Raw genomic sequence first — 23,147 nt, 5'->3', positions numbered from 1 at the left:
GTCGGACGGCTCTCCTGCGCGGTCGTGGGCCCGGACCGGCTCATCGGGTGTCCCCCTCGGTCCGGCCGGCGAGCACCCCGAGGAGGTCCTCCGCGAGTTCCGGCTTCAGCAGCCCGTGCGCCAGCGCGCGGTCGGCGGTCGCGCGGGCCATCGCCAGATAGCCCGCGACGGTCTGCGGGGAGTGCCTGCGCAGTTCGGCGACGTGCGCGGCGACCGTGCCCGCGTCGCCGCGCGCGACCGGCCCGGTCAGCGCCGCGTCGCCGGAGCGCAGGGCGTTGTCCAGGGCGGCGCCGAGCAGCGGGCCGAGCATCCGGTCGGGGGCCTCGACGCCGGCGGTGCGCAGCAGCTCCATGGACTGGGCGACCAGGGTCACCAGGTGGTTGGAGCCGAGGGCGAGGGCCGCGTGGTAGAGCGGGCGGTTCTCCTCGGCGATCCACTCGGGCTCGCCGCCCATCTCGATGACGAGGGCCTCGGCGGCCAGCCGCAGTTCCTCTGGGGCGGTGACGCCGAAGGAGCATCCGGCGAGCCGCTGGACGTCCACCGGGGTGCCGGTGAAGGTCATCGCGGGGTGCAGGGCCAGCGGCAGCGCGCCCGCGCGCAGGGCGGGGTCAAGGACCTTCGCGCCGTACCGCCCGGAGGTGTGCACGAGCAGCTGGCCCGGGCGTACCGCGCCGGTCTCGGCGAGGCCCGCCACCAGGCCGGGCAGGGTGTCGTCGGGGACCGTGAGCAGCACCAGGTCGGAGCGCTGGAGGACGTCGGCGGGCGGGGCGACCGGAACGTCGGGCAGCATCAGCGCGGCACGTCGCCGGGAGGCCTCGGAGACCGCGGAGACGGCCACCGGGCGGTGCCCGGCGAGCTGGAGGGACGCGGCCAGCGCGGGGCCCACGCGGCCGGCGCCGACGACGCCGACGGTGAGCCGCGCGGGGCGGTCCTTGAGGTCTGGCTGCTGGTCTGTACTCACGCCACGGTGGCCTTCCCGTTCCAGTCCGCTCTGGGTACCGGACGATTTCTCGTCATGTTAACGCTATCGGCTTGAGGACCGATCGCGTTGTCCACAGGCTGTGGGTTTCCACACGTCCGCACGGCGGTCCCGGCGGGCCCGGCGGCGGCTCTCCCGGCGAAAATCCGGCTGCTCGCGCGGAGGCCGACAGGGCATGATCCGGCGCATGACTGATACGGGTGAACAGGGCGAAGAGCGCTCGGCACGGGAGCGGTTGCGGGAGCGGCGGTCGGCGGCCCACCGGAACGCACAGCGCGTCCTGTCGCGCGCGGGCTGGCGGGGCACGATCCGCGAACGGCTCGCGCTGCTGCGGGAGACTCCGCCCCAGGTGTACGACCTGGACGAACCGACGGACATGTACGGCGACCGGATCGTCGCGTCCCTGGAGGAACGGGTCGCCGCGCTGCTGGGCACGGAGGCGGCCGCGTTCTTCCCGACCGGCACGATGGCCCAGCAGGTGGCGCTGCGCTGCTGGGCGGGCCGCACCGGCGACCCCACGGTCGCCCTGCATGCGCTGGCCCACCCCGAGGTGCATGAGCGGAACGCGTTCAGCCAGGTCAGCGGGTTGCGCCCGGTCCGGGTGACCGATGCGCCCCGGCTCCCCACCGCGGAGGAGATACGCGACTTCCCGGAGCCCTTCGGGACGCTGATGCTGGAACTGCCCCTCAGGGACGCCGGTTTCGTACTGCCTTCGTGGGAGGAGCTCACCGAGCTCGTCGCGGCCGCCCGGGAGCGCGACGCGGTGGTGCACTTCGACGGGGCGCGCCTGTGGGAGTCCACCGTCCACTTCGACCGCACCCTGGACGAGATCGCCGGCCTCGCGGACAGCGTCTACGTCTCGTTCTACAAGTCCCTCGACGGCTTCGGCGGAGCCGCGCTCGCCGGTCCGAAGACCCTGGTGGAGGAGGCCAAGACCTGGCGGCACCGGTACGGCGGCATGGTCTTCCAGCAGTTCCCCACCGCGCTGTCGGCGTTCGCCGGGCTGGAGCGGGAGCTGCCCCGGCTGCCGGACTACGTGCGCCACGCGCGCGTGGTGGCCGCCGCGCTGCGCGAGGGGTTCGCGGCGGCCGGGGTGCCCTGGGCGCGGGTGAACCCCGAGGAGCCGCACACCCACGAGTTCCAGGTGTGGCTGCCGTACGACCCCGAGGTGGTGGCGGAGGCGGCGGTGCGCCAGGCCGAGGAGACCGGGACGCTCCTGTTCGGCAACGGCTGGCAGCCGGGCGGCCCCGGCCTTGCCCTCACCGAGGTCACGGTGCGCTCCGCGGGCCTGGAGTGGACGGCGGCCGACGTACGGGCGGCCGTCGCGGACTTCGCGACCAGGTTGCCGGAGAAGGCCTAACCACAAGATCCGCGGGTGACGGCACCGGCCGGGCCGCGCCGGCCGAGGCGGGAAGTCCCCGATTGACGGCCGCCGTCAATCGGGGACGGGCTTGTCAGTGGCGGCGTGCACCATGGGGGCATGAGCGTGCGCATCGACATCGCGGGGCTGCGGCCGGAGAGGGTCGCCGTCGTGCCCTCGCCCCTGGCCGAGCTCGGCATGGCGCTGCACGCGCTGTCCGAGCCGGGGCACCACCCGGGGCTGCAGGGCTGGGTCACCGGCGTGAGTGCCCGGCTCGACTCGCATCTGGCCGACCGGATGTGCGAGGCCGACTTCCTGTGGCGGACGACGTTCTCCGATCTGTTCCTGCCGTTCGCGGGCATCCCGGGCGGGTCCGGGCTCCCGGGCGCCACGCTCGCCGAGGACCTCGACCTGCTGGACAAGCTGACGGACGAGCAGTTCGTGGACGCAGCACTTGAGTTCACCTGCGCGCTTCCCTACGGACTGCCGGGCCCCGGCCCGCTCGCCGACGCCGAGCTGCGCCGACGCGCCTTGGAGCTGGCCGCGGCGCGGGGGCCGCAGCAGATGCGCTTCGCCGAGCGGCTGCTGGCCGACCCGCCCCGGATCCGTGGCTGGCTGCGGCAATTCCTGGAGGACTGCGACGAGGCGTTCTTCGCGGAGACCTGGTCCCGGCTGCGCCACCAGCTCGCGGCGGACGCCCGGCACAAGACGGAGCTGCTGCGCCGCAAGGGCCTGGCGGAGGCGCTCGCGTCCGTGTCCCCGGTCGTGACCCTGGACGAGCCGGCCGGCCGGATCACGGTCGACAAGCTGGGCGAGGGGCGTACGGCCACGGCGGACGGCGGCCTCCTGCTCGTACCGACGAGCCTGGGCTGGCCCCACCTGATGGTGCTGCACCGGTACGACTGGCAGCCGGTCCTGCACTATCCGGTCGGCTCCCCCGAACTCGCCGCCCCGCCCTCCGTCGAGCAGCTCACCCTGCGGATGACCGCCCTGTCCCATCCCGTCCGCATGCGCATCTGCCGCAATCTCGCCCGCAGCGCATACACCACGAGCGAGCTGGCCCAGGTCCACGGCATGACCGCCCCCGAGATATCCCGGCACCTGAGCGTCCTCAAGAAGGCGGGCCTGATCACGACCCGGCGCCGCGGGCGGTACGTCCTGCACCAGCTGGACGTGTCGGTGGTGGCGCGGCTCGGCAGCGACTTCCTGGAGGGGATCCTCAGATAGCCGGGCCGCAGGAGACAGCCGGGCGGCCGGGCCGCCCGTCAGTCGAAGCGGATGTGCTTCACACCGACCCCGACCTGTCTGAGCCGCGTCCGCAACGCTCCCTCGGTGTTCGGCCTGAGGGTCAGCCCGGCCAGGACGGCGATCCGGTCGGCGGTCTTCGGCACGGTCGAGTGGTCGGTCCACAGGTGCTCGGCGAACTCCGGCTCGCTCAGCCGCTCCAGGCAGTGGTCGAGCTGCCGCACGGCCCAGCTCTCCCTGCGCAGACCGGCGTTCTTCCCGGCGACGTGGCGCAGGAGGTGCCCGAAGCCGCGCTCGCGCAGCCGCCGGAGGACGGTCTCGCGCTGGGCGAGGAGCGTGAAGTGGCGTACGTCGTGGCCCAGTTCGCGCAGCCGCCCGACCGTCTCCTCGAAGCAGACGGGATCGGTGACGGTCATGGGGGCGATCACCGCGCCGTCGCGCTTGGTGAGGGCGAGGTCGAGCACCTCGACTACGCCCTGTCGCCAGGAGGTCAAGTCCCGGAAGTCTCCGCGCAGTTCGGGCGGGAGCGTGCGGTGCAGGCCGAAGCCGGCGTACTCCGGGTCGCAGATCACGCTGCCCGGAAGCCGACGCTGGATCTCGTGTGCGGTCTGTGTCTTGCCGCCCCCGAAGGGGCCGTTGATCCACAGGAGCATGCGCAGACCCTAGTGCCCGCCGGTCACGCGGGAGTCACGTTTCCGGGAGCCGTCCCCGAGACGCGGTTGCGCGGACTCAGCCGAGCCCGCCGGCCCGTACCAGCCCCGTCTCGTACGCCAGGACCACCACCTGCACCCGGTCCCGCAGTCCCAGCTTGGTCAGGATGCGGCCGACGTGGGTCTTCACCGTCGCCTCGGACAGCACCAGCCGGGCCGCGATCTCGCCGTTCGACAGGCCCTGCGCCACCAGCACCATGACCTCGCGCTCACGGTCGGTCAGCCGCTCCAGCTCCTTGTGCTGGGGTTCGCGGCCTGTGGCGGGCAGCATCGGCGCGAAGCGGTCGAGCAGGCGGCGGGTGGTGGAGGGGGCGACGACGGCGTCGCCGCTGTGCACGGCGCGGATCGCGGTCAGGAGTTCACCGGGCGGCACGTCCTTGAGCATGAAGCCGGAGGCACCCGCCTTCAGCCCGGAGAAGGCGTACTCGTCGAGGTCGAAGGTGGTCAGGATCAGCACCTTCGGCGGGTCGGGCTCCGAGCAGACGCGGCGGGTGGTCTCCACGCCGTCCAGCTTCGGCATGCGGACGTCCATCAGCACCACGTCGACGGGGGTGGAGCGCAGCACCTGCAGGGCCTCGACGCCGTCGCCCGCCTCCGCGACGACCTCCATGTCCGGCTGGGCGGCGAGCACCATCCGGAAACCGGTGCGCAGCAGCACCTGGTCGTCGACGAGCATCACGCGGATCGTCATCGGGGCCTCTTCCGTTTCCGTCTTTTCCGACTGCTTGCCGGTATGTCTGTGGGTCTGGTCGTGCGGTCTGCCGGTGCGTCCGCTGGGGGGCGTGACAGGTGTCGGCAGGGGGTGCGCTGCCGCGTCAGTGCGCCGGTTTGAGCGGGAGCAGGACGCTGATACGGAAGCCTCCCCCGGGACGCGGGCCCGCGTCGAGGGTGCCGCCCACCATGCCGACCCGCTCGCGCATGCCGATCAGGCCGTGGCCCTGGCCGTCGGCACCGCCCTCCTCGTACAGCTCGTGCGGGGCGCCCTTGCCGTCGTCCTCGACGAGCAGGCCCAGCCCGTCGTCGAAGTAGACCAGGCGCACGCTGGCGCCCGCGTTCGGCCCGCCGTGCTTGCGGGTGTTGGTCAGCGCCTCCTGCACGATGCGGTACGCCGTGAGCTCGACACCGCTGGGCAGTGGGCGCGCGGTGCCCTCGACCTTGAAGTCGACGGGCAGGCCGGAGCTGCGGCACTGCTCGACGAGGTCGTCGATCTGCTCGACGTCGGGCTGCGGGACGTACTCACCGACCTCCTGGTGCTCCCCGGTGCGCAGGACGCCCAGCAGGCGGCGCATCTCGGCGAGGGCCTGGCGGCCGGTGGAGGAGATCGTCTCCAGGGCCTTCTTCGCCTGGTCGGGCGCGGCCTCGAGGACGTAGGCGGCGCCGTCGGCCTGCACCACCATCACCGACACGTTGTGCGCGACCACGTCGTGCAGCTCGCGCGCGATCCGGGCGCGCTCGGCGGCGACCGCGACCTTGGCCTGCGCCTCGCGCTCCTTCTCCAGCCGGGCGGCGCGCTCCTCCAGCTGTTCGAAGTAGGCGCGGCGGGTGCGCATCGAGTCGCCCAGCACCCAGGCCAGGGCGAAGGGCACCGTCTGGAAGACCGCTATCGCGACCTTGCCCGGGAGGCTCGCCTCCGCGGCGGGCCAGCGGATCTGCGCCAGGGTGGCCGCGCACAGGCTGATGGTCAGGGCGAAGCGGGAGGCCCAGCGCGTTCCGAGGGTGGCCACCGTGTAAGTGATCACCAGCATGGCGAAGTCGGCGACGGTCGTCTCGATGTCCAGGACCAGCTGCACCAGTCCGGTCGCGGCGGCCAGGAGCAGCATCGGTTCCGGGAAGCGGCGGCGCAGCGCGACGACGACGCACAGCACGGCGGACACCGCGAGTCCCGCGGCTACCGATCCGTGGTGGTCAGGGGCCCCGTTGACGCTGGTCACGCTCACGCCGGAGATCCCGAAGAGGACGACGGCCCAGAAGGAGTCGACCCACGTCGGGTGCCTGCGGAGGAAGTCATAGAGGCGCTGCACGTAACCCAGAGTATGGAAGCGAGATGCGTGCAGGGGTCAACCGGAGGATCGATCCGGGCCCGACGCGCGTACTCCGCAAGGTGGAGGCCGTGATCATCTGTGCGCCTAGTCTGTTGCGGTGACGGACGAAACAGCGGCCGATACGGCGGACAAAGCGGCAGGCGGGGCAGCGGGCGACTGGCGTGGCTGGCGGGCCGCGGCCGAGGCGGCGCTGTACGGGCCCGGCGGCTTCTACCGGCGCCCCGAGGGCCCGGCCGGGCACTTCCGTACGTCGGTGCACGCCTCGCCGCTGTTCGCCGGGGCCGTGGCGGGGCTGCTGTGCCGGGTCGACGAGGCGCTGGGGCGGCCCGGAACGCTGGACTTCGTCGACATGGGTGCCGGGCGGGGCGAGCTGGTCTCCGGCGTGCTCGCCGCGCTGCCCGCCGACGTGGCCGCCCGCGCGCGCGGGTACGCCGTCGAGGTCGCCGACCGCCCCGAAGACCTCGATGGACGGATCATCTGGCTGAGCGAACCCCCGGAGGGGATCACCGGGCTGCTCTTCGCCAACGAGTGGCTGGACAACGTACCCGTCGAGGTCGCGGAGGTGGACCCGGCGGGCGTCCCGCGGCTGGTGCTCGTACGGCAGGACGGGGCCGAGCGGCTCGGGGAGCCCCTGGCGGGGGCGGAGGCGCGATGGCTCGCGCGATGGTGGCCGCTGCCGGCCGAGGAGGGGCTGCGCGCGGAGATCGGGCTGCCCCGGGACACCGCCTGGACGTCGGCCGTCTCACGCGTCGCGCGGGGGCTCGCGGTGGCGGTGGACTACGCGCACACGGCGGACGCACGCCCCCCGTTCGGGACGCTCACCGGCTTCCGGGAAGGGCGGGAGACGGCGCCCGTGCCGGACGGTTCGTGCGACATCACGGCGCACGTGGCGCTGGACGCCTGCGCCACGCTCCACACGGCGCGCACGCTGCCGGGCGCGCGCCTGCTCACGCAACGCGAGGCATTGCGCGCCCTGGGCATCGCGGGCGCACGCCCTCCGCTCGCTCTCGCCTCCACCGACCCCGCGGCATACGTCCGCGCCCTCGCGAGCGCCGGCGAGGCCGCCGAGCTCACCGCGCCGGGCGGACTCGGCGACTTCGGCTGGCTGCTCCAGCCGGTTGGAATTCCGGACGCGCCTCTCTAGAGCGGCCTACTTGTCGATGTCCCCGACCACGAAGAACATCGACCCCAGGATCGCCACCATGTCGGCGACCAGCGTTCCCGGCAGCAGCTCGGTCAGGGCCTGGATGTTGTTGTACGAGGCCGAGCGCAGCTTCAGCCGGTACGGGGTCTTCTCACCCTTGCTGACCAGGTAGTAGCCGTTGATGCCGAGCGGGTTCTCGGTCCATGCGTAGGTGTGGCCCTCGGGCGCCTTCAGGACCTTCGGGAGCCGCTGGTTGATCGGGCCGGGCGGCAGCTCGGCGAGCCGGTCGAGGCAGGCGTCGGCCAGGTCCAGCGCGTTGTGGGTCTGCTCCAGGAGGCACTCGAAGCGGGCCAGGCAGTCGCCCTCGCTCCGGCTCACCACCTTCAGGGTGTCCTGGAGTTCCCCGTACGCGAGGTAGGGCTCGTCGCGCCGCAGGTCGAAGTCGACGCCCGAGGCGCGCGCGATGGGGCCGCTCACGCCGTACGCGTGCACGGTCTCCGGCGTGAGCCCGCCCACGCCGCGGGTACGCCCCCGGAAGATCTCGTTGCCGAGCACCAGGTCGTCGAAGACGTCCATGCGCGAGCGCACGGCGGCGACGGCCGCACGCGCGCGTGAAGCCCATCCGGCCGGCAGGTCCTCCTTCAGACCGCCGACGCGGTTGAACATGTAGTGCATGCGCCCGCCGGAGACCTCCTCCATGACGTTCTGGAGGACCTCGCGCTCCCGGAACGCGTAGAAGACCGGGGTGATGCCGCCCAGCTCCAGCGGATAGGACCCGAGGAACATCAGGTGGTTCAGCACCCGGTTCAGCTCGGCCAGCAGCGTGCGCGTCCAGACCGCGCGCTCGGGCACCTCCATGCCGAGCATCCGCTCCACGGCGAGCACCACGCCCAGCTCGTTCGAGAACGCCGACAGCCAGTCGTGGCGGTTGGCGAGCATCACGATCTGCCGGTAGTCGCGGGCCTCGAAGAGCTTCTCCGCGCCCCGGTGCATATAGCCGATGACCGGCTCCGCGTGCACGATGCGCTCGCCGTCCAGCACGAGCCGCAGCCGCAGCACTCCGTGCGTGGAGGGGTGCTGGGGGCCGATGTTCAGCACCATGTCGGTGCTCTCCGCGGCGCCGCCGATCCCGACCGTGGTCTCCGTCGTAGGAGTCATGGACACAGTCTCCCCTACGTAGGCTTGCCGCATGGAGACGGGGAGCCCGGAAAATGCCGAGGCGACGGGGGCGGAGCCGGTGTGGACCGGGCTGCCGCCCGGCCTGCTGCGCATGCGGCGGCTGCTGCTGGCGCTGTGGCTGGGGACGTCGGCCCTGGTCGTCGGGCTGCTGCTCGGTCTGCTCGCCGGGCCGGGGTGGGCCGCCTTCGCGCTGCTGCCGCTGGCCCTGCTGGCGTGGGGCTGGGTGCTCCTCGGCCGCAACTGGCGCTCGTGGCGGTACGCCGAGCGCGCCGACGACCTGCTGATCAGCCGCGGGGTGCTGTGGCGCGAGGAGACCGTCGTGCCGTACGGGCGGATGCAGCTCGTGGAGGTGAGATCCGGTCCCGTCGAGCGGCACTTCGGGCTGGCCTCCGTACAGCTGCACACCGCGGCCGCGGCCACCGACGCGACGATCCCCGGACTCGACCCGGCCGAGGCGGAGCGGCTGCGCGACCGGCTCACCGAGCTGGGCGAGGCCCGGTCGGCGGGCCTGTGACGACTCCGGGCCTCGACGACGTACGACAGGGGCCGGCCGTGGCCGAGCGGCGGCTGCACCCCGTGACGCCGTTCCGGCGCGCGTGGGCGCCGGTCGCCGTGATAGCCGGGTGGGCGGTGCACGACCCGAACCAGGCCCAGGAGCAGCTGACGAGGCTGACCACGACCATGCTGCTGGCCGGGCTCGCCGCGCTGGTCCCGGTGGCCGCCCTCTACGGCTTCCTGTCCTGGTGGTTCACCCACTTCTCGGTGACCGACAGGGAACTGCGCATCCGTACCGGCCTGTTGTTCCGGCGCACCGCGCACATCCGGCTGGAGCGGATCCAGGCCGTCGACGTGACACAGCCGCTCCTCGCGCGCGTGGCGGGTGTCGCGAAGCTCAGGATCGACGTCGTCGGGGCGGACAAGAAGGACGAACTGGCCTTTCTGGGCGAGGGCGAGGCCCGCGCGCTGCGCGCGGAACTGCTCGCGCGCGCGGCCGGTTTCGCGCCCGAGACGGCACGCGAGGTCGGTGAGGCGCCGGCGCGCGAGCTGATGCGGCTGCCCGCGCGCGAGCTCGCGATCTCCCTGGTGCTGACGGGCGCGACCTGGGGGTCCCTGGTCGCGGCGCTCGTCGTACCGCCGGTGCTGTGGCTGGCCACGCACAGTGTGGTGACGGTCCTCGCCACCGGTCTGCCGCTGCTCGGCGCGGCGGGCGCGAGCAGCGTGGGACGGTTCGTCGCCGAGTACGACTGGACGGTGGGCGAGTCCCCGGACGGGCTGCGCATCGACCACGGGCTGCTCGACCGCACGCACGAGACGGTGCCGCCGGGGCGGGTGCAGACCGTACGGATCGTGGAGCCGCTGCTCTGGAGGCGGCGCGGCTGGGTGCGGGTGGAACTGGACGTGGCCGGGTCCTCGAACTCCGTCCTGGTGCCGGTCGCCCCGCGCGCGGTGGCCGAGTCGGTCGTCGCGCGCGTGCTGCCCGGAGTGACGGTGCCACCGCTGCGGTCCCTCGCCCGGCCCCCGCGACGGGCCGGACGGTGCGTGCCGCTGTGGTGGCGCGGTTACGGCATCGCGGTCACGGACACCGTCTTCGCCGCGCGGCAGGGCCTGCTCCGCCGGCGCCTGTCCCTGGTCCCGCACGCCAAGGTCCAGAGCGTACGGCTCACCCAGGGCCCCTGGGAGCGCCTCTGGCGGCTTGCCGACGTCCATGTGGACACGGGAGCTGACAAGACGGTGACAGCCCGCCTGAGAGACGCCCAGCAAGCCGCAGCACTGCTCCAGAGCCAGGCGGAAAGATCCCGAACGGGCCGCCGCGACGCCCGCCCGGACAGATGGATGACCTGAGCCGGCGGCAAGGCGCCGGCACAGCGAACGGCCGACGTCGGTTCCCCGGATGTCGGCCGTGTGCGGTTGGGTCAGGAAGCCGCGGTGCGCAGGTTCTGCATGTCGATCTGTTCCGTCTCGTCGTGGGCCGTCAGGTCGATGACCTGGCCGACGACGCGCGAGCCCTCGTGGGCCGGCTTGAACGCGGCCTCGGACTCGGCCTTGTGGAGGGCGAGCGCCTCCTGGCCCACCACGTCGGCGAGGTCCTCGTTCTGCACGGCAGCCAGCTCCGTGGACTCCTTCTGCGTACCGAAGAAGTCGAACCCGCCCGTGACCAGCGGACGCGGCATGGGCGCGGCCGGCAGTACGGCCACCGCGGTCGGCACCGTGAAGTGTCCCGCGGGCTGCTGCACGTTCCTGCCGGTCTCGGCGGGCAGCGTCGTGGTGGAGGCGGCCGCGTGCTCGTGCCCGTCGGCCGCCTCGGGCTGCCCCTGCGCCTCGTCCTCCTGGGCGGCCTCCCGGACCGTCTCCCGGACGGATTCCGCCCCGGCACCGTCACCGGCCGCCGCTTCGGCCGACGGCGTTTCGGCGGCGGGCTGCTTCACCTCGTCCGCGACGCCGTCCCCTTTGGCGGCTGATACCGCCTCGGAAGGCTCCTCGCCCTCCTCGAAGCGGGACAGCGCCGCCTGGGCCCGCAGGAACAGCCGGGAACCCTCGGGCGAGAACACCCCGGGAACCGCCGGCTTCTCGTCCTCGGCCGTCCCGGCACCCTCGGCGGCCTGCTCGGCCCCGGTCTCCCGCTCGGCGTCGGTCTCCCGCTCGGCCTCCGGCGCCGGCGAAGGCGCGGGCAGCAGCGCGCGCGAGGGCACGGCCGTCTCTATCTCCAGCAGCCGACGCCCCTCCAGGGCACTCGCCCGCTCGGTCTCCGCCGTGGCGTACCGCCGCAGCAGCGCGGCGTGCTCGTTGCGCAGCCCGGCCAGCTCGGTCCGCTTCGCGCGCAGCCGCTGCTCCAGCTTGGTGCGCAGCTCGCGCGACTCCTCCAGGTCGGTCTCCAGCTCGGCGACCCGTTCCTCGAAGCGCCACTCGTCACTCGCCCGCGCGCGCGTGAGGTCGGCCACCTGCTTGCCCGCGAGGCCGTCCCAGCGGCGCATCACGGCCGCACCGACGACCGCCGTCGCCGCGGCGATGGCGGCGACGACGCGCAGCACGCCCGTATCGGAGAACAACCAGGGACCAAACGCGCAGACGAGAGAGACGCCTGCGATCGCCGACGGCGGCAACAGCCGGTGCAAAGGCGGGGAATGGCGGTGACGTCCACGTGGCATGGCCAGAAACTTACCGCGCGTAGGCGAATCATGGTGCCCCGCCCCGTAAAAACACAGCCATAACGATGCCTTCACCCGACACCAGGAACGACACGACTGATCAGCGGGCCGCCGATTTCGGCAAGATCGCTTTCAGCGGTCGCTCAGCCGCCCGCTCAGCCACTGCAACGTCGCCGGAATCTCGCGCCGCCAGGTGTTGAAGTTGTGCCCACCGCTCGGAAGGATGATCGACGAGATCCCGGTCAGATTCGTGGCCTGCACCTGGTCGATGAACCTGAGCGTGTCCTTGTAGTTGTGCTCACCGATCCTGCTGCTGGTGACGAGCAGCGAAGTGGCCGGGGCGGGCAGGTGCTTGAGGCACCACCACAGATCAGCACGATTGCGCAGATTCCGGTCACCGCGGAAGAGATCACCGGTCGTGGGGTCGATCGGCGCCTTGTAGTAGGGCGACAGACCCGCGGCCGCCGCGTACGACGCCGGGTGGTGCATGGCGAGCTTCAGCGCGCAGTATCCGCCGGTGGAGTCCCCGACGATCCCCCAGCTGCCGGGTTTCCTGCCCACCCTGTAGTGGTCCGTCACGGCCTCGGGCAGATCCTTGGCGAAGAACGTCTCCGTCTGCGGGCCGCCCGGGATGTCCACGCATTCCGTGTCCCGCGGCGGCGCCACCGTCGGCCGCAGCATCACCAGGATCATCGGCTGCATCCGCCCGTTCTTGGCCAGTTCCTGTGCCGTACGCGGGTAGTGCAGCTTGTCCACCAGCGCCTGCGCCGTACCGGGGTAGCCGGTGAGTATGACGGCGGCGGGGAACGTGCGCGTGCGGTACCGGGGCTGGAAGTACTCCGGCGGCAGATAGACGTACGCAGGCGTGGCGATATGAGTCGTACGTCCCACGATGTCGACCTTCTGGATCTGCCCGGTCTGCCGCGGCCCCGATCCGCTCACCCCCTGCAACTGCTGCGTGCTCAGCACCTGGAGCGGGCCGCCGGGCGCGCCACTGGCCGTGTGGTTGACCACGACGCCCTGGGCCGTCTCCCTGCCGAACAGGTCCGCCCAGCTCGCGTAGAAGCCGAAGGCCTGGTTGGCGGCGATCCCCAGGGACGAGAAGAGCGCCAGCTGGACCGCCAGCAGCAGGCCGACCCGCCCGGTGACGGACCGCCAGTTCTGCCGCGCCAGCCGTGGCCACAGCCACACCGTGCCGATGAACAGAAGCACGGCGAGCACGACCGTCAGCAGCAGCACTTTGTTGCTAGTGAGACCCATGGGCTGAACCTGCCTGCGCTTTCCGCCGGCGGCTCACCCACTCGTTCGTAGCGAGGGCTTGCCCCGGGCTTTCCTTTGCCTTTTGACGGGCTTTCCGGTGGGGAGTGAACCTCTCTCCCCAAGACACCGTCCTAGAGGGCGCAATGTCGCCGGATGCCCCGATCGGCACCGGATTCAAGGTCTCTCGCAGAACTACGGGATGCGATGTCTGTCAGGATAGATGGGGAAATGTCGGGCGGGGTTCCGAGCCGATCAAGCGCGATGCGGCGCATAGTCCGCGGCCCGCGCCCCGAGGCCGTCCCAGCACTGGTCGGCAGGGCGTGCGCTCTCGTGGGCGTCCTGGACATTGCCGCGGGCGTGTTCCCGCGCTTCCGTCACAGCCGTATGCACGCCATAGCCGAGGTACTGCCCGGCGCGCTCGGCCCGTTCGCCGCGGCGCTCTCGCTCAGCACCGGCGTGCTGTTGCTGCTGCTCGCGCACGGGCTCAAGCGGCGCAAACGCCGGGCGTGGCGGGCCGCGGTCGCGCTCCTGCCGGCCGGCGCGGTCGCGCAGTTCGTGTACCGGCACTCCATCGTCGGGGCGCTGATCTCGGTGGCGCTGCTGCTGCCCCTCCTGCGCCACCGGGACGAGTTCGCGGCCCTGCCGGACCCGCGCAGCAGGTGGCGCGCGCTCGCCAACTTCGTGCTCATGGGCGCCGGTTCCCTCGTCCTCGGACTGGTCATCGTCAGCGTCCACCCCGATCGCACCATCGGCGACCCGAGCGTGGCCGATCGCCTGACGCATGTCATGTACGGCCTGTTCGGCTTCGAGGGACCGGTCGACTACCAGGGCAACACCTCCTGGACGGTCGCCTTCTCACTGGGCGCCCTCGGCTGGATCACCGCGATCACCACCATCTACCTGGCCTTCCGGCCCGAACACCCGGCCGCACAGCTGACCGAGGAGGACGAGTCCCGGCTGCGCGCCCTGCTGGACAAGCACGGCAGCCGCGACTCCCTCGGCCACTTCGCCCTGCGCCGCGACAAGGCCGTCGTGTTCTCGCCCAGCGGCAAGGCGGCGGTGACGTACCGCGTCGTCTCCGGCGTGATGCTCGCCAGCGGTGACCCCATCGGCGACGTCGAGGCCTGGCCGGGTGCCATCGAGCGCTTCATGGACGAGGCCAAGGCCCACTCCTGGACGCCCGCCGTCATGGGCTGCTCCGAGACCGGCGGCGAGGTGTGGACCCGGGAGACCGGCCTGGACGCCCTGGAGCTGGGCGACGAGGCGGTGGTGGACGTCGCGGATTTCTCCCTCGCCGGACGCGCGATGCGCAACGTGCGACAGATGGTCAAGCGCATCGAGCGAGCCGGCTACGAAACCCGGGTACGGCGCATCCGTGACCTGGGCGAAGCCGAACTTGAGCGCATCCGGCGCGCCGCGGAGGACTGGCGCGGCACGGACACCGAGCGCGGCTTCTCCATGGCGCTCGGCCGGATAGGCGACCCGCGCGACGGGGACTGCCTGATCGCCACCGCCCACAAGACGGACGACGAGCCCGGCGAGTACGGCGACCTGAAGGCGATCCTGCACTTCGTGCCCTGGGGCACGGACGGCGCCTCCCTGGACCTCATGCGCCGCGACCGCTCCGCCGACCCCGGCATGAACGAGCTGCTCATCGTGGCCGCGCTCCAGGCGGCCCCGAAATTCGGCATCACCCGCGTCTCGCTGAACTTCGCGATGTTCCGCTCGGCGCTGGCGCGCGGCGAGAAGATCGGCGCGGGCCCGGTGCTGCGCGCCTGGCGCGGGCTGCTGGTGTTCCTGTCCCGCTGGTTCCAGATCGAGTCGCTGTACAAGTTCAACGCCAAGTTCCAGCCGCGCTGGGAGCCGCGCTTCGTCGTCTACCGGGCCTCCGGCGACCTGCCCCGCATAGGCTTCGCGGCCATGCAGGCGGAGGGCTTCGTCGACCTCGCCCTGCCGCTGCCGCGCTTCCTGCGCCGCCGCACCCCCGCCCGGCGCCCGTGCTCGCACGGGCTGGCGGAACGGGACGTCAAAGCGGCCTGACCCGAGCCGGCCCGAGCGGAACCCCCGACCTCCAGCCCCGGGGCTTCCGCTCGGGCCACGGGGCCTGCCGCCCCGGCCCGGGGCCTACGCTGAACATATGAGCAACCAGAGCGGGCGCGGCCGAGTGACGGGCCTTCCGGCATGGGACCGCTGCGCGGTCATGGGGGTCGTGAACGTCACCCCCGACTCCTTCTCCGACGGCGGCCGCTTCTTCGACACGACCGCCGCCGTCAAACACGGGCTCGAACTGGTCGCCGAGGGCGCCGACCTGGTCGACGTCGGCGGCGAGTCCACCCGCCCCGGCGCCACCCGCGTCGACGAGGCCGAGGAGCTCCGGCGTGTCATCCCCGTCGTCCGCGGCCTCGCCTCCGAAGGCGCCGTCGTCTCCGTCGACACCATGCGCGCCTCCGTCGCCGAACAGGCCCTCGCCGCCGGCGCCGCCCTGGTCAACGACGTCAGCGGCGGCCTCGCCGACCCCGCGATGATCCCGGTCGTCGCAGCCTCCGGCGCCCCCTTCGTGGTCATGCACTGGCGCGGCTTCCTGGAGGGCGGCAACGTCCAGGGCGTGTACGACGACGTCGTCACCGAGGTCGTCGACGAACTCCACGCGCGCGTGGAGGCCGTCCTGGCCGGCGGCGTCGCCCCCGACCGCATCGTCGTCGACCCCGGACTCGGCTTCTCCAAGGAGGCCGAGCACGACCTCGCCCTGCTCGCCCGCCTCGACCGCCTGGGCGCGCTGGGTTACCCCGTCCTGGTCGCCGCCTCCCGCAAACGGTTCCTCGGCCGCGTCCTGGCCGGGCCCGAGGGAGCGCCCCCGCCGGCCCGGGAGCGGGACGCCGCCACGGCCGCCGTCTCCGCGCTCGCGGCACAGGCCGGGGCATGGGCGGTGCGTGTCCACGAGGTGCGCGCCACGGCGGACGCGGTACGGGTCGCACGGGCCGTGGAAGGCGCGCGCCCAGTGGGCACGCGCGCCGTGGGCGGTGCACAGGGCGCGGAAGGAGCCCGGTGAGCGCCCCCCACACCGACGTCGAACAGGTCGAGCTCGCCAACACCGCCTTCTACGAGGCCATGGAGCGGGGCGACTTCGACGAACTGTCCTCGCTCTGGCTCACCCCGTCCGACCTCGGCGTCGACGAGGAGTACCACGATCCGGCGGACGCGGGCGTGATCTCCTGCGTGCACCCGGGCTGGCCCGTGCTCACGGGCCGCGGCGAGGTCCTCAGGTCGTACGCGCTGATCATGGCGAACACCGACTACATCCAGTTCTTCCTCACCGACGTCCATGTCTCCGTCACCGGAGACACCGCCCTGGTGACGTGCACCGAGAACATCCTCAGCGGCGGCCCCGCCCCCGAGCCCGGCGCGGAGCTCGGCCCGCTCGTGGGCCAGTTGGTCGTCGCCACGAATGTGTTCCGCCGCACATCCCTCGGCTGGAAGCTCTGGTCCCACCACGCCTCCCCGGTACTGGCCGAGAACGACGAGGAAGAGGACGACGACACACCTGCCTGAGTGGGTAGGCGGCCCACAGGGACCAAGAAGTGGTTGGAATCACGAACTCGCGGGTAAGTGGGGCTACCAACCCATGAGGCACCGGGTTCCCCAGGGGAAACGTGCGATGAACCCTCTCGGCTCCGGCCGGGGCCCACACCCCTGAAGCCCGGTTCTGTCAGTGCCCGCAGGTAGATTCGACTGTGGCCGGTGTGCCGTCCGCACACGGCACGGACCGGCCGTTACCGACGATTGCAGGAGTGATTCGCGTGGATCGTGTCGCGCTGCGCGGCCTGAAGGCCCGCGGGCACCACGGTGTGTTCCCCAAGGAGCGCGAGGAGGGCCAGCCCTTCATCGTGGACATCGTCCTTGGTCTGGACACCCGGCCGGCGGCGGCCGGCGACGACCTCGCGAGGACCGTGCACTACGGCATCGTGGCCGAAGAGGTCGTGGCCGTGGTCGAGGGCGAACCGGTGAACCTCATCGAGACGCTCGCCGAGCGCATCGCCCAGACCTGCCTGAAGCACGAAGGAGTCATGGAGGTCGAGGTCTGCGTCCACAAGCCGGACGCCCCGATCACGGTCCCCTTCGACGACGTGACCGTCACCATCACCCGGAGCCGAGTATGACCGCATCCTTCACGCAGGGTCCCAGCGACCCGACCGTACAGCCGGTACCCGCCTCCGTCGTCGAACAGGTCGACGCCGCCGACACCACTCTGAGCAACCCCAAACGGGCCGTGATCTCCCTCGGCTCCAACCTGGGCAACCGCCTGGAGACCCTCCAGGGCGCCATCGACGCCCTGGAGGACACCCCGGGCGTCCGCATCAAGGCCGTCTCCCCCGTGTACGAGACGGAGCCGTGGGGTGTGGAGCCCGGCAGCCAGCCCTCGTACTACAACGCGGTCGTGGTCCTGAAGACCACGCTCCCCCCGTCCTCCCTCCTGGAGCGGGCGCACGCCGTCGAGGAGGCCTTCAACCGCGTACGGGACCAGCGCTGGGGCCCGCGCACCCTCGACGTCGACATCGTCGCGTACGCCGAAGTCGTCTCCGACGACCCGCACCTCACCCTTCCCCACCCGCGCGCCCATGAGCGCGCCTTCGTGCTGGCCCCCTGGTACGACGTGGACCCCGACGCCCTGCTGCCCGGCCGCGGCCCGGTCGCGGGCCTCCTCGGCGCCGTCACCCGTGCCGGTGTCCAGGCCCGCACGGACCTGGAACTCCATCTGCCCGAGTAGTCGTTAAGGTCAAGGGCCGAGACGTCCGCACGGTCCGGCCACACCTACTCCGGGGGAGCTGAAGGAACACCGTGAGAGAGCTGCGCATCAGGCTGCTGGTCGGCGTGTTCGTCGTTGCCGGAGTGCTGTCCTGGGCGGGCGCCCGCCTGTGGAACACGGTGGGGACGCTCCCGAGCGTCCCGCTGGCCGCCCCCATCGTCCTGGCCCTGATCGCCGCGGTTCTGCTCTCCACGGCGCTCTCCCTGCGCGCCCGCCTCAAGGCCCAGCGCGAGCGCCGCCCCGGCGCCAAGGGAGTCGACCCCCTGATGGCCGCCCGCGCGGTCGTCTTCGGCCAGGCCAGCGCCCTGGTCGCCGCGCTCGTCGCCGGAATGTACGGCGGCACGGGCGCCTTCCTCCTGGAACTCCTCGACATGCCAGCCCGCCGCGACCAGGCCATCTACGCCGCCCTCTCGGTCCTGGCCGGCATCGCCGTCATAGCGGCAGCCCTGTTCCTGGAACGAGTCTGCAAACTCCCGGAGGACGAGGACCACAACCACACCGGGGCCGAACCGGTGTGAACCCCTACCAGACCTGGCAGCCACGCCACGTCGCGGGCCGGAATCCGTCACCGTCCGTGTAGCCGTCCAGAAAGCCTTCGAAGACCTCACGGACCTTGACGGTCGCCACTTTCAGGTCAGCGCGCCAGTATCAGGCTCATTGCCTCGGCACGGGTCGTAGCATCCCGGAGCTGACCGCGCACCGCCGACGTCGTGGTCTTGGCACCTGGCTTGCGGATCCCACGTACCGACATGCACATGTGCTCGGCCTCGATGACGACGATCACGCCTCGTGCCTCAAGGATCCTCATGAGGGAGTCGGCGATCTGCGTGGTGAGTCGTTCCTGCACCTGCAGGCGACGGGCGAACACCTCAACCAGCCGCGCAAGCTTCGACAGACCTGTGATCTTGCCCGTCTCCGCCGGGATGTACCCGACATGGGCCACACCATGGAACGGCAGCATGTGATGCTCGCACAAAGATACGATTTCGATGTCCTTGACCAGGACCATCTCGTCGTGTCCGAGATCGAACGTGGTCGTCAGGACATCCTCGGGCTCCTGCGTGTGCCCCGCCAAGAGCTCCCGATAAGCCCGCGCCACCCGCGCCGGTGTCTCCCTCAGGCCCTCGCGGTCCGGGTCCTCGCCGACCGCGATCAGCAGTTCGCGTACGGCGTTCTCGGCGCGCTTCTCGTCGAACTCGCCGATGGTGCCTTCGCCGTCCAGCGTCACGGGGTCGGTCATATGGTGCCTCGTTCCTGTTTCTCGTGCGCGGGCATGCAGAAATGCCGCGCCCCCCAAGGCTAGAACCTTGGGGGGCGCGGCATCCATTCCGGGCCTGGTATGGCGGTCAGCTCTCCGAGCGGTCCTCCGGGGCCTGCTCCGTCACCGGGGCGGGCTCCGACGCTGTGGACTTGGCGGTGCTGATCGCGGGCGTAGCGCCGTTCGCGCCGTTGGTCAGTGCCAGCTCCTTCGGGGAGAGCACCGGCGGGCGGGTGGACGGCGTACGGCGGGAGGAGCCGGTCCACGCGGGCCGCGGCGGGCGCTTGTGGATCGGGGCGAAGATCTCGGCGATCTCCTCCTTGCCGAGCGTCTCCTTCTCCAGGAGGGCCAGGACGAGGTTGTCGAGGACGTCACGGTTCTCGACCAGGATCTCCCAGGCCTCGTTGTGAGCGTTCTCGATGAGCTTCTTGACTTCCTCGTCCACCAGCGCGGCGACCTCTTCCGAGTAGTCGCGCTGGTGAGCCATCTCACGTCCGAGGAACGGCTCGGTGTTGTCGCCGCCGAACTTGATCGCACCCAGGCGCTCGGTCATGCCGTACTGGGTGACCATCGCGCGGGCGGTGGTGGTGGCCTTCTCGATGTCGTTCGCGGCACCCGTGGTCGGGTCGTGGAAGACGAGCTCCTCGGCCGCGCGGCCGCCCAGCATGTACGCCAGCTGGTCCAGCATCTCGTTGCGCGTCGTGGAGTACTTGTCCTCGTCCGGCAGCACCATCGTGTAGCCGAGGGCACGGCCGCGGGACAGGATCGTGATCTTGTGGACCGGGTCGGAGTTCGGGGAGGCCGCCGCGACCAGGGCGTGTCCGCCCTCGTGGTACGCGGTGATCTTCTTCTCCTTGTCCGACATGATCCGGGTCCGCTTCTGCGGTCCCGCCACCACGCGGTCGATGGCCTCGTCCAGCATGGAGTTGTCGATCAGCTTCCTGTCGCTGCGGGCGGTGAGCAGCGCGGCCTCGTTGAGGACGTTGCTCAGGTCCGCACCGGTGAAGCCCGGGGTGCGACGGGCGACCGCCGAGAGATCGACGTCGGGCGCGACCGGCTTGCCCTTCTGGTGGACCTTGAGGATCTCCAGACGGCCCTGCAGGTCCGGCGGGTCGACCGCGATCTGGCGGTCGAAGCGGCCGGGGCGCAGGAGGGCCGGGTCGAGGATGTCGGGGCGGTTCGTCGCGGCGATGAGGATCACACCGCCCTTGACGTCGAAGCCGTCCATCTCGACGAGCAGCTGGTTCAGGGTCTGCTCGCGCTCGTCGTGACCACCGCCGAGGCCGGCGCCGCGGTGGCGGCCGACCGCGTCGATCTCGTCGACGAAGACGATCGCCGGGGCGTTCGCCTTGGCCTGCTCGAAGAGGTCACGGACCCGGGAGGCACCGACACCGACGAACATCTCGACGAAGTCGGAACCGGAGATCGAGTAGAAGGGGACCCCTGCCTCGCCGGCGACGGCACGCGCGAGCAGCGTCTTGCCGGTACCGGGACGGCCGTAGAGGAGCACGCCCTTGGGGATCTTGGCGCCGACGGCCTGGAACTTCGCCGGCTCCTGCAGGAACTCCTTGATCTCCTGGAGCTCCTCGACGGCCTCGTCACAGCCCGCGACGTCCGAGAAGGTCGTCTTCGGGGTGTCCTTGGTGATGAGCTTCGCCTTGGACTTGCCGAAGTTCATGACCCGGGAGCCGCCACCCTGCATCTGATTCATCAGGAACAGGAAGACGACCACGATCAGGACGAAGGGGAGCAGGGAGAGCAGCACGCCGACGAAGGCGTTCTGCTTCGTCGGGGAGACGGTGTACCCGTCGGGGATCTGCTTGTCCTGGTACTTGGTCTGCAGCGTGCCGGCGAGGGTCACGCCCTGGTCGCCGATGTAGCTCGCCTGGATCTTCGAGCTGCCGTCGACCTTCACGCCGTCCTTGAGCGTGACCTTGATGCTCTGCTCGTCACCGGTGGTGAGCTTGGCCGACTGGACCTTGTTGTCGTTGATCGCCGCCACGACCTGGCCGGTGTCCACCGTCTTGTAGCCGCCGGACGAGCCGACGACCTGCATCAACACGACCACGGCAAGGACGGCCAGCACGATCCACATGACCGGCCCACGGAAGTATCGCTTCACGTCCATCCATACGGAGCGGTGTCGCCCCGTCCCTCCTGCCATAGTGAGTTTGATAAGACAGTTCTTCTGACGGTACCCCAGCATTGTTGCGCGAAGCCGCACAGGACTGCTGCCAATCCCGTCTCTGCATGCTCCAACGGCGCGAAACCCGCTGGGGTTCCCGATCGTCTTACGAGACTGGGCCGTGTGAGGCTCAGCCGCCGTAGACGTGAGGCGCGAGCGTACCGACGAACGGGAGGTTCCGGTACTTCTCGGCGTAGTCGAGGCCGTAGCCCACGACGAACTCGTTGGGGATGTCGAAGCCGACCCACTCGACGTCGATGGCCACCTTGGCGGCGTCCGGCTTGCGTAGCAGCGTGCACACCTTGAGCGACTCCGGCTCGCGCGAGCCGAGGTTGGACAGCAGCCAGGACAGGGTCAGGCCGGAGTCGATGATGTCCTCGACGATCAGGACGTGCTTGCCCTTGATGTCGGTGTCGAGGTCCTTGAGGATCCTGACGACACCGGAGGACTGGGTGCCCGCGCCGTACGAGGACACGGCCATCCAGTCCATGGTGACGGGGGTGGACAGCGCCCGGGCGAGGTCCGCCATGACCATCACCGCACCCTTGAGCACACCGACGATCAGCAGGTCCTTGCCCGCGTACTCCGCGTCGATCTTCGCGGCCAGCTCGGCCAGCTTCGCGTCGATCTCTTCCTTGGTGATGAGCACCTGCTGAAGGTCGGCACCCATGTCGTTCGCGTCCACCCGCATCACTTTCGGTCGTCCCGGTTCACGGCCGGCCGGCCCCTCCCGAAGGGGAGACCGGGCGTCTCCCCATCCGGGAGATTCAGCCTTGCCGAATGACCAGTCTGCCACCCTGGCGCTGGGCGACGACTTTGCCCGGGAGATTGATGGCTCCCTGGCCGCGCCAGCCGGTGATCAGCCGGTCGACTTCCTCGATGTGCCGGGCGAACAGCGAACCGGCCGGGGCGCCCGCGCGGATGGCGGCGCGGCGCAGGATGCGGCGGCGCACGGCGGGCGGCAGGGCGTAGAGCTTGGCGCACTCGAGGAGGCCGGTGGCGTCGAGGACGGCGGACTCGGCCTGGCTGGCCCAGGCGTCCAGGGCGTCGGCGTCGTCGCGGGAGAGCTGGGCCGTGCGGGCGAGGGCCTCGACGACGCCCTTGCCGAGGGCCTTCTCCAGGGCGGGCAGGCCCTCGTGGCGGAGCCGGGAGCGCGTGTAGGCCGGGTCGGCGTTGTGCGGGTCGTCCCACACCGGGAGCGACTGGACCATGCAGGCCTTGCGGGCGGTCTGCCGGTCGAGCTGGAGGAAGGGGCGGCGGTAACGGCCGTCGGCCCCCGAGACCGCGGCCATTCCGGACAGGGAGCGGATGCCGGAGCCGCGGGCGAGGCCGAGGAGGACGGTTTCGGCCTGGTCGTCGCGGGTGTGGCCGAGCAGGATCGCGGTGGCGCCGTGGCGTTCGGCCGCGGCGTCGAGGGCGGCGTAGCGGGCGTCTCGGGCGGCGGCTTCGGGGCCGCCTTCGCGGCCCACGGTCACGGCGATGGACTCGACCGGGTCGAGGGCGAGTTCGCGCAGCCTCAGGGCGACCTCGTCGGCGCGCAGGTCGGAGCCGGGCTGGAGGCCGTGGTCGACGGTGATTCCGCCGGCACGGATGCCGAGCTTGGGCGCTTCGAACGCGAGGGCGGAGGCGAGTGCCATGGAGTCGGCGCCGCCGGAGCACGCCACGAGCACGAGCGGGGACGGGGAACGCTCGTACGTACCGCCCGGGGAGTCGGCGGCGGGGGTATGCGGGCTGTGGTCGGTGAGGATGTCGTGAAGGACGCGGCGGACCGCCAGGCGTATCGCCGCGACCGCAGGATGGGGACCCATGTCCGGTTCCCTTCATGAAGTTTTCGG

The 23,147-nt window shown here is 71.4% G+C and carries 22 protein-coding genes; 11 read left to right on the top strand and 11 right to left on the bottom strand.

Going from position 1 to position 23,147, the window contains the following annotated elements; genetic code table 11:
• Positions 1-40 precede the first annotated feature (40 nt).
• Positions 41-961 (bottom strand): DUF2520 domain-containing protein, encoded by a 921-nt coding sequence (locus tag AB0I54_RS15455; RefSeq protein ID WP_363296471.1) that lies wholly within the window; start codon positions 959-961, stop codon positions 41-43.
• A 205-nt stretch (positions 962-1,166) separates the two neighbouring features.
• Between AB0I54_RS15455 and AB0I54_RS15450 the strand changes: the two genes are divergently transcribed.
• Positions 1,167-2,339, top strand: a complete 1,173-nt coding sequence (locus AB0I54_RS15450) for a beta-eliminating lyase-related protein (protein ID WP_363296470.1) — start codon at positions 1,167-1,169, stop codon at positions 2,337-2,339.
• 120 nt (positions 2,340-2,459) lie between these two features.
• Positions 2,460-3,566 (top strand): DUF5937 family protein, encoded by a 1,107-nt coding sequence (locus AB0I54_RS15445; protein ID WP_363296469.1) that lies wholly within the window; start codon positions 2,460-2,462, stop codon positions 3,564-3,566.
• A gap of 38 nt (positions 3,567-3,604) precedes the next feature.
• On the opposite strand, the gene AB0I54_RS15440 is transcribed toward AB0I54_RS15445, so the two are convergent.
• The 3 genes from AB0I54_RS15440 to AB0I54_RS15430 form a co-directional block, all read right to left on the bottom strand.
• Positions 3,605-4,237 (bottom strand): AAA family ATPase, encoded by a 633-nt coding sequence (locus AB0I54_RS15440; RefSeq protein ID WP_363296468.1) that lies wholly within the window; start codon positions 4,235-4,237, stop codon positions 3,605-3,607.
• A gap of 76 nt (positions 4,238-4,313) precedes the next feature.
• Entirely contained in the window at positions 4,314-4,985 is a 672-nt protein-coding gene (locus AB0I54_RS15435; RefSeq protein WP_363296467.1) for a response regulator transcription factor, read from the bottom strand.
• Positions 4,986-5,109: 124 nt separating this feature from the next.
• Positions 5,110-6,315 carry a sensor histidine kinase gene (locus AB0I54_RS15430; RefSeq protein ID WP_363296466.1) on the bottom strand — a complete coding sequence of 402 codons (1,206 nt, stop codon included), beginning with the start codon at positions 6,313-6,315 and terminating at the stop codon, positions 5,110-5,112.
• Positions 6,316-6,433: 118 nt separating this feature from the next.
• Between AB0I54_RS15430 and AB0I54_RS15425 the strand changes: the two genes are divergently transcribed.
• Positions 6,434-7,480 (top strand): SAM-dependent methyltransferase, encoded by a 1,047-nt coding sequence (locus AB0I54_RS15425; RefSeq protein WP_363296465.1) that lies wholly within the window; start codon positions 6,434-6,436, stop codon positions 7,478-7,480.
• A 6-nt stretch (positions 7,481-7,486) separates the two neighbouring features.
• On the opposite strand, the gene AB0I54_RS15420 is transcribed toward AB0I54_RS15425, so the two are convergent.
• A complete protein-coding gene (locus tag AB0I54_RS15420) occupies positions 7,487-8,638 on the bottom strand; it encodes an NADH-quinone oxidoreductase subunit D (RefSeq protein WP_363296464.1) in 1,152 nt (383 codons plus the stop codon).
• A 31-nt stretch (positions 8,639-8,669) separates the two neighbouring features.
• On the opposite strand from AB0I54_RS15420, the gene AB0I54_RS15415 reads away from it, so the two are divergent.
• Complete coding sequence (locus AB0I54_RS15415; RefSeq protein ID WP_363296463.1) at positions 8,670-9,173, top strand: PH domain-containing protein; 504 nt, start codon at positions 8,670-8,672, stop codon at positions 9,171-9,173.
• A complete protein-coding gene (locus AB0I54_RS15410; RefSeq protein ID WP_363296462.1) occupies positions 9,170-10,501 on the top strand; it encodes a PH domain-containing protein in 1,332 nt (443 codons plus the stop codon). Before AB0I54_RS15415 ends, AB0I54_RS15410 begins: the two co-directional genes overlap by 4 nt.
• Positions 10,502-10,572: 71 nt before the next feature.
• Here AB0I54_RS15410 and AB0I54_RS15405 read toward each other — a convergent pair whose 3' ends face one another.
• Together AB0I54_RS15405 and AB0I54_RS15400 are read right to left on the bottom strand one after the other, a co-directional pair.
• Complete coding sequence (locus AB0I54_RS15405; RefSeq protein ID WP_363296461.1) at positions 10,573-11,805, bottom strand: hypothetical protein; 1,233 nt, start codon at positions 11,803-11,805, stop codon at positions 10,573-10,575.
• A gap of 132 nt (positions 11,806-11,937) precedes the next feature.
• Entirely contained in the window at positions 11,938-13,065 is a 1,128-nt protein-coding gene (locus AB0I54_RS15400) for an alpha/beta hydrolase-fold protein (protein ID WP_363296460.1), read from the bottom strand.
• Between the two features lie 228 nt (positions 13,066-13,293).
• Here AB0I54_RS15400 and AB0I54_RS15395 point away from each other — a divergent pair, with 228 nt between their 5' ends.
• The 6 genes from AB0I54_RS15395 (at position 13,294) to AB0I54_RS15370 (ending at position 18,387) form a co-directional block, all read left to right on the top strand.
• On the top strand, positions 13,294-15,105 hold the full coding sequence (locus tag AB0I54_RS15395) for a phosphatidylglycerol lysyltransferase domain-containing protein (protein WP_363296459.1): 1,812 nt from the start codon (positions 13,294-13,296) through the stop codon (positions 15,103-15,105).
• A gap of 97 nt (positions 15,106-15,202) precedes the next feature.
• Positions 15,203-16,114 (top strand): dihydropteroate synthase, encoded by a 912-nt coding sequence (folP, locus tag AB0I54_RS15390; protein ID WP_363296458.1) that lies wholly within the window; start codon positions 15,203-15,205, stop codon positions 16,112-16,114.
• Positions 16,111-16,614 carry a nuclear transport factor 2 family protein gene (locus tag AB0I54_RS15385; protein WP_363296457.1) on the top strand — a complete coding sequence of 168 codons (504 nt, stop codon included), beginning with the start codon at positions 16,111-16,113 and terminating at the stop codon, positions 16,612-16,614. The genes folP and AB0I54_RS15385 overlap by 4 nt, the downstream gene beginning before the upstream one ends.
• 248 nt (positions 16,615-16,862) lie before the next feature.
• A complete protein-coding gene (gene folB, locus AB0I54_RS15380) occupies positions 16,863-17,222 on the top strand; it encodes a dihydroneopterin aldolase (RefSeq protein WP_363296456.1) in 360 nt (119 codons plus the stop codon).
• Positions 17,219-17,830, top strand: a complete 612-nt coding sequence (gene folK, locus AB0I54_RS15375) for a 2-amino-4-hydroxy-6-hydroxymethyldihydropteridine diphosphokinase (protein WP_363296455.1) — start codon at positions 17,219-17,221, stop codon at positions 17,828-17,830. The genes folB and folK overlap by 4 nt, the downstream gene beginning before the upstream one ends.
• Positions 17,831-17,901: 71 nt before the next feature.
• Positions 17,902-18,387 (top strand): DUF3180 domain-containing protein, encoded by a 486-nt coding sequence (locus tag AB0I54_RS15370; RefSeq protein ID WP_363296454.1) that lies wholly within the window; start codon positions 17,902-17,904, stop codon positions 18,385-18,387.
• Positions 18,388-18,503: 116 nt separating this feature from the next.
• Here the strand turns inward: AB0I54_RS15370 and folE are convergent, their stop codons facing one another.
• The 4 genes from folE to tilS form a co-directional block, all read right to left on the bottom strand.
• Positions 18,504-19,109, bottom strand: coding sequence for a GTP cyclohydrolase I FolE (gene folE, locus AB0I54_RS15365; protein ID WP_263211068.1), 606 nt, complete (start codon positions 19,107-19,109; stop codon positions 18,504-18,506).
• 106 nt (positions 19,110-19,215) lie between these two features.
• Entirely contained in the window at positions 19,216-21,255 is a 2,040-nt protein-coding gene (gene ftsH / locus AB0I54_RS15360; protein WP_363296453.1) for an ATP-dependent zinc metalloprotease FtsH, read from the bottom strand.
• 187 nt (positions 21,256-21,442) lie between these two features.
• Entirely contained in the window at positions 21,443-22,003 is a 561-nt protein-coding gene (gene hpt / locus AB0I54_RS15355) for a hypoxanthine phosphoribosyltransferase (protein WP_328876609.1), read from the bottom strand.
• 76 nt (positions 22,004-22,079) lie between these two features.
• Complete coding sequence (tilS, locus tag AB0I54_RS15350; RefSeq protein ID WP_363296452.1) at positions 22,080-23,120, bottom strand: tRNA lysidine(34) synthetase TilS; 1,041 nt, start codon at positions 23,118-23,120, stop codon at positions 22,080-22,082.
• Positions 23,121-23,147: the final 27 nt, after the last annotated feature.

Source organism: Streptomyces sp. NPDC050625 (assembly GCF_040654755.1).
GTDB lineage: Bacteria > Actinomycetota > Actinomycetes > Streptomycetales > Streptomycetaceae > Streptomyces.
The sequence above is the reverse complement of the archived record's forward strand: the minus strand, read 5'-3'. Positions and strand labels throughout refer to the sequence as shown.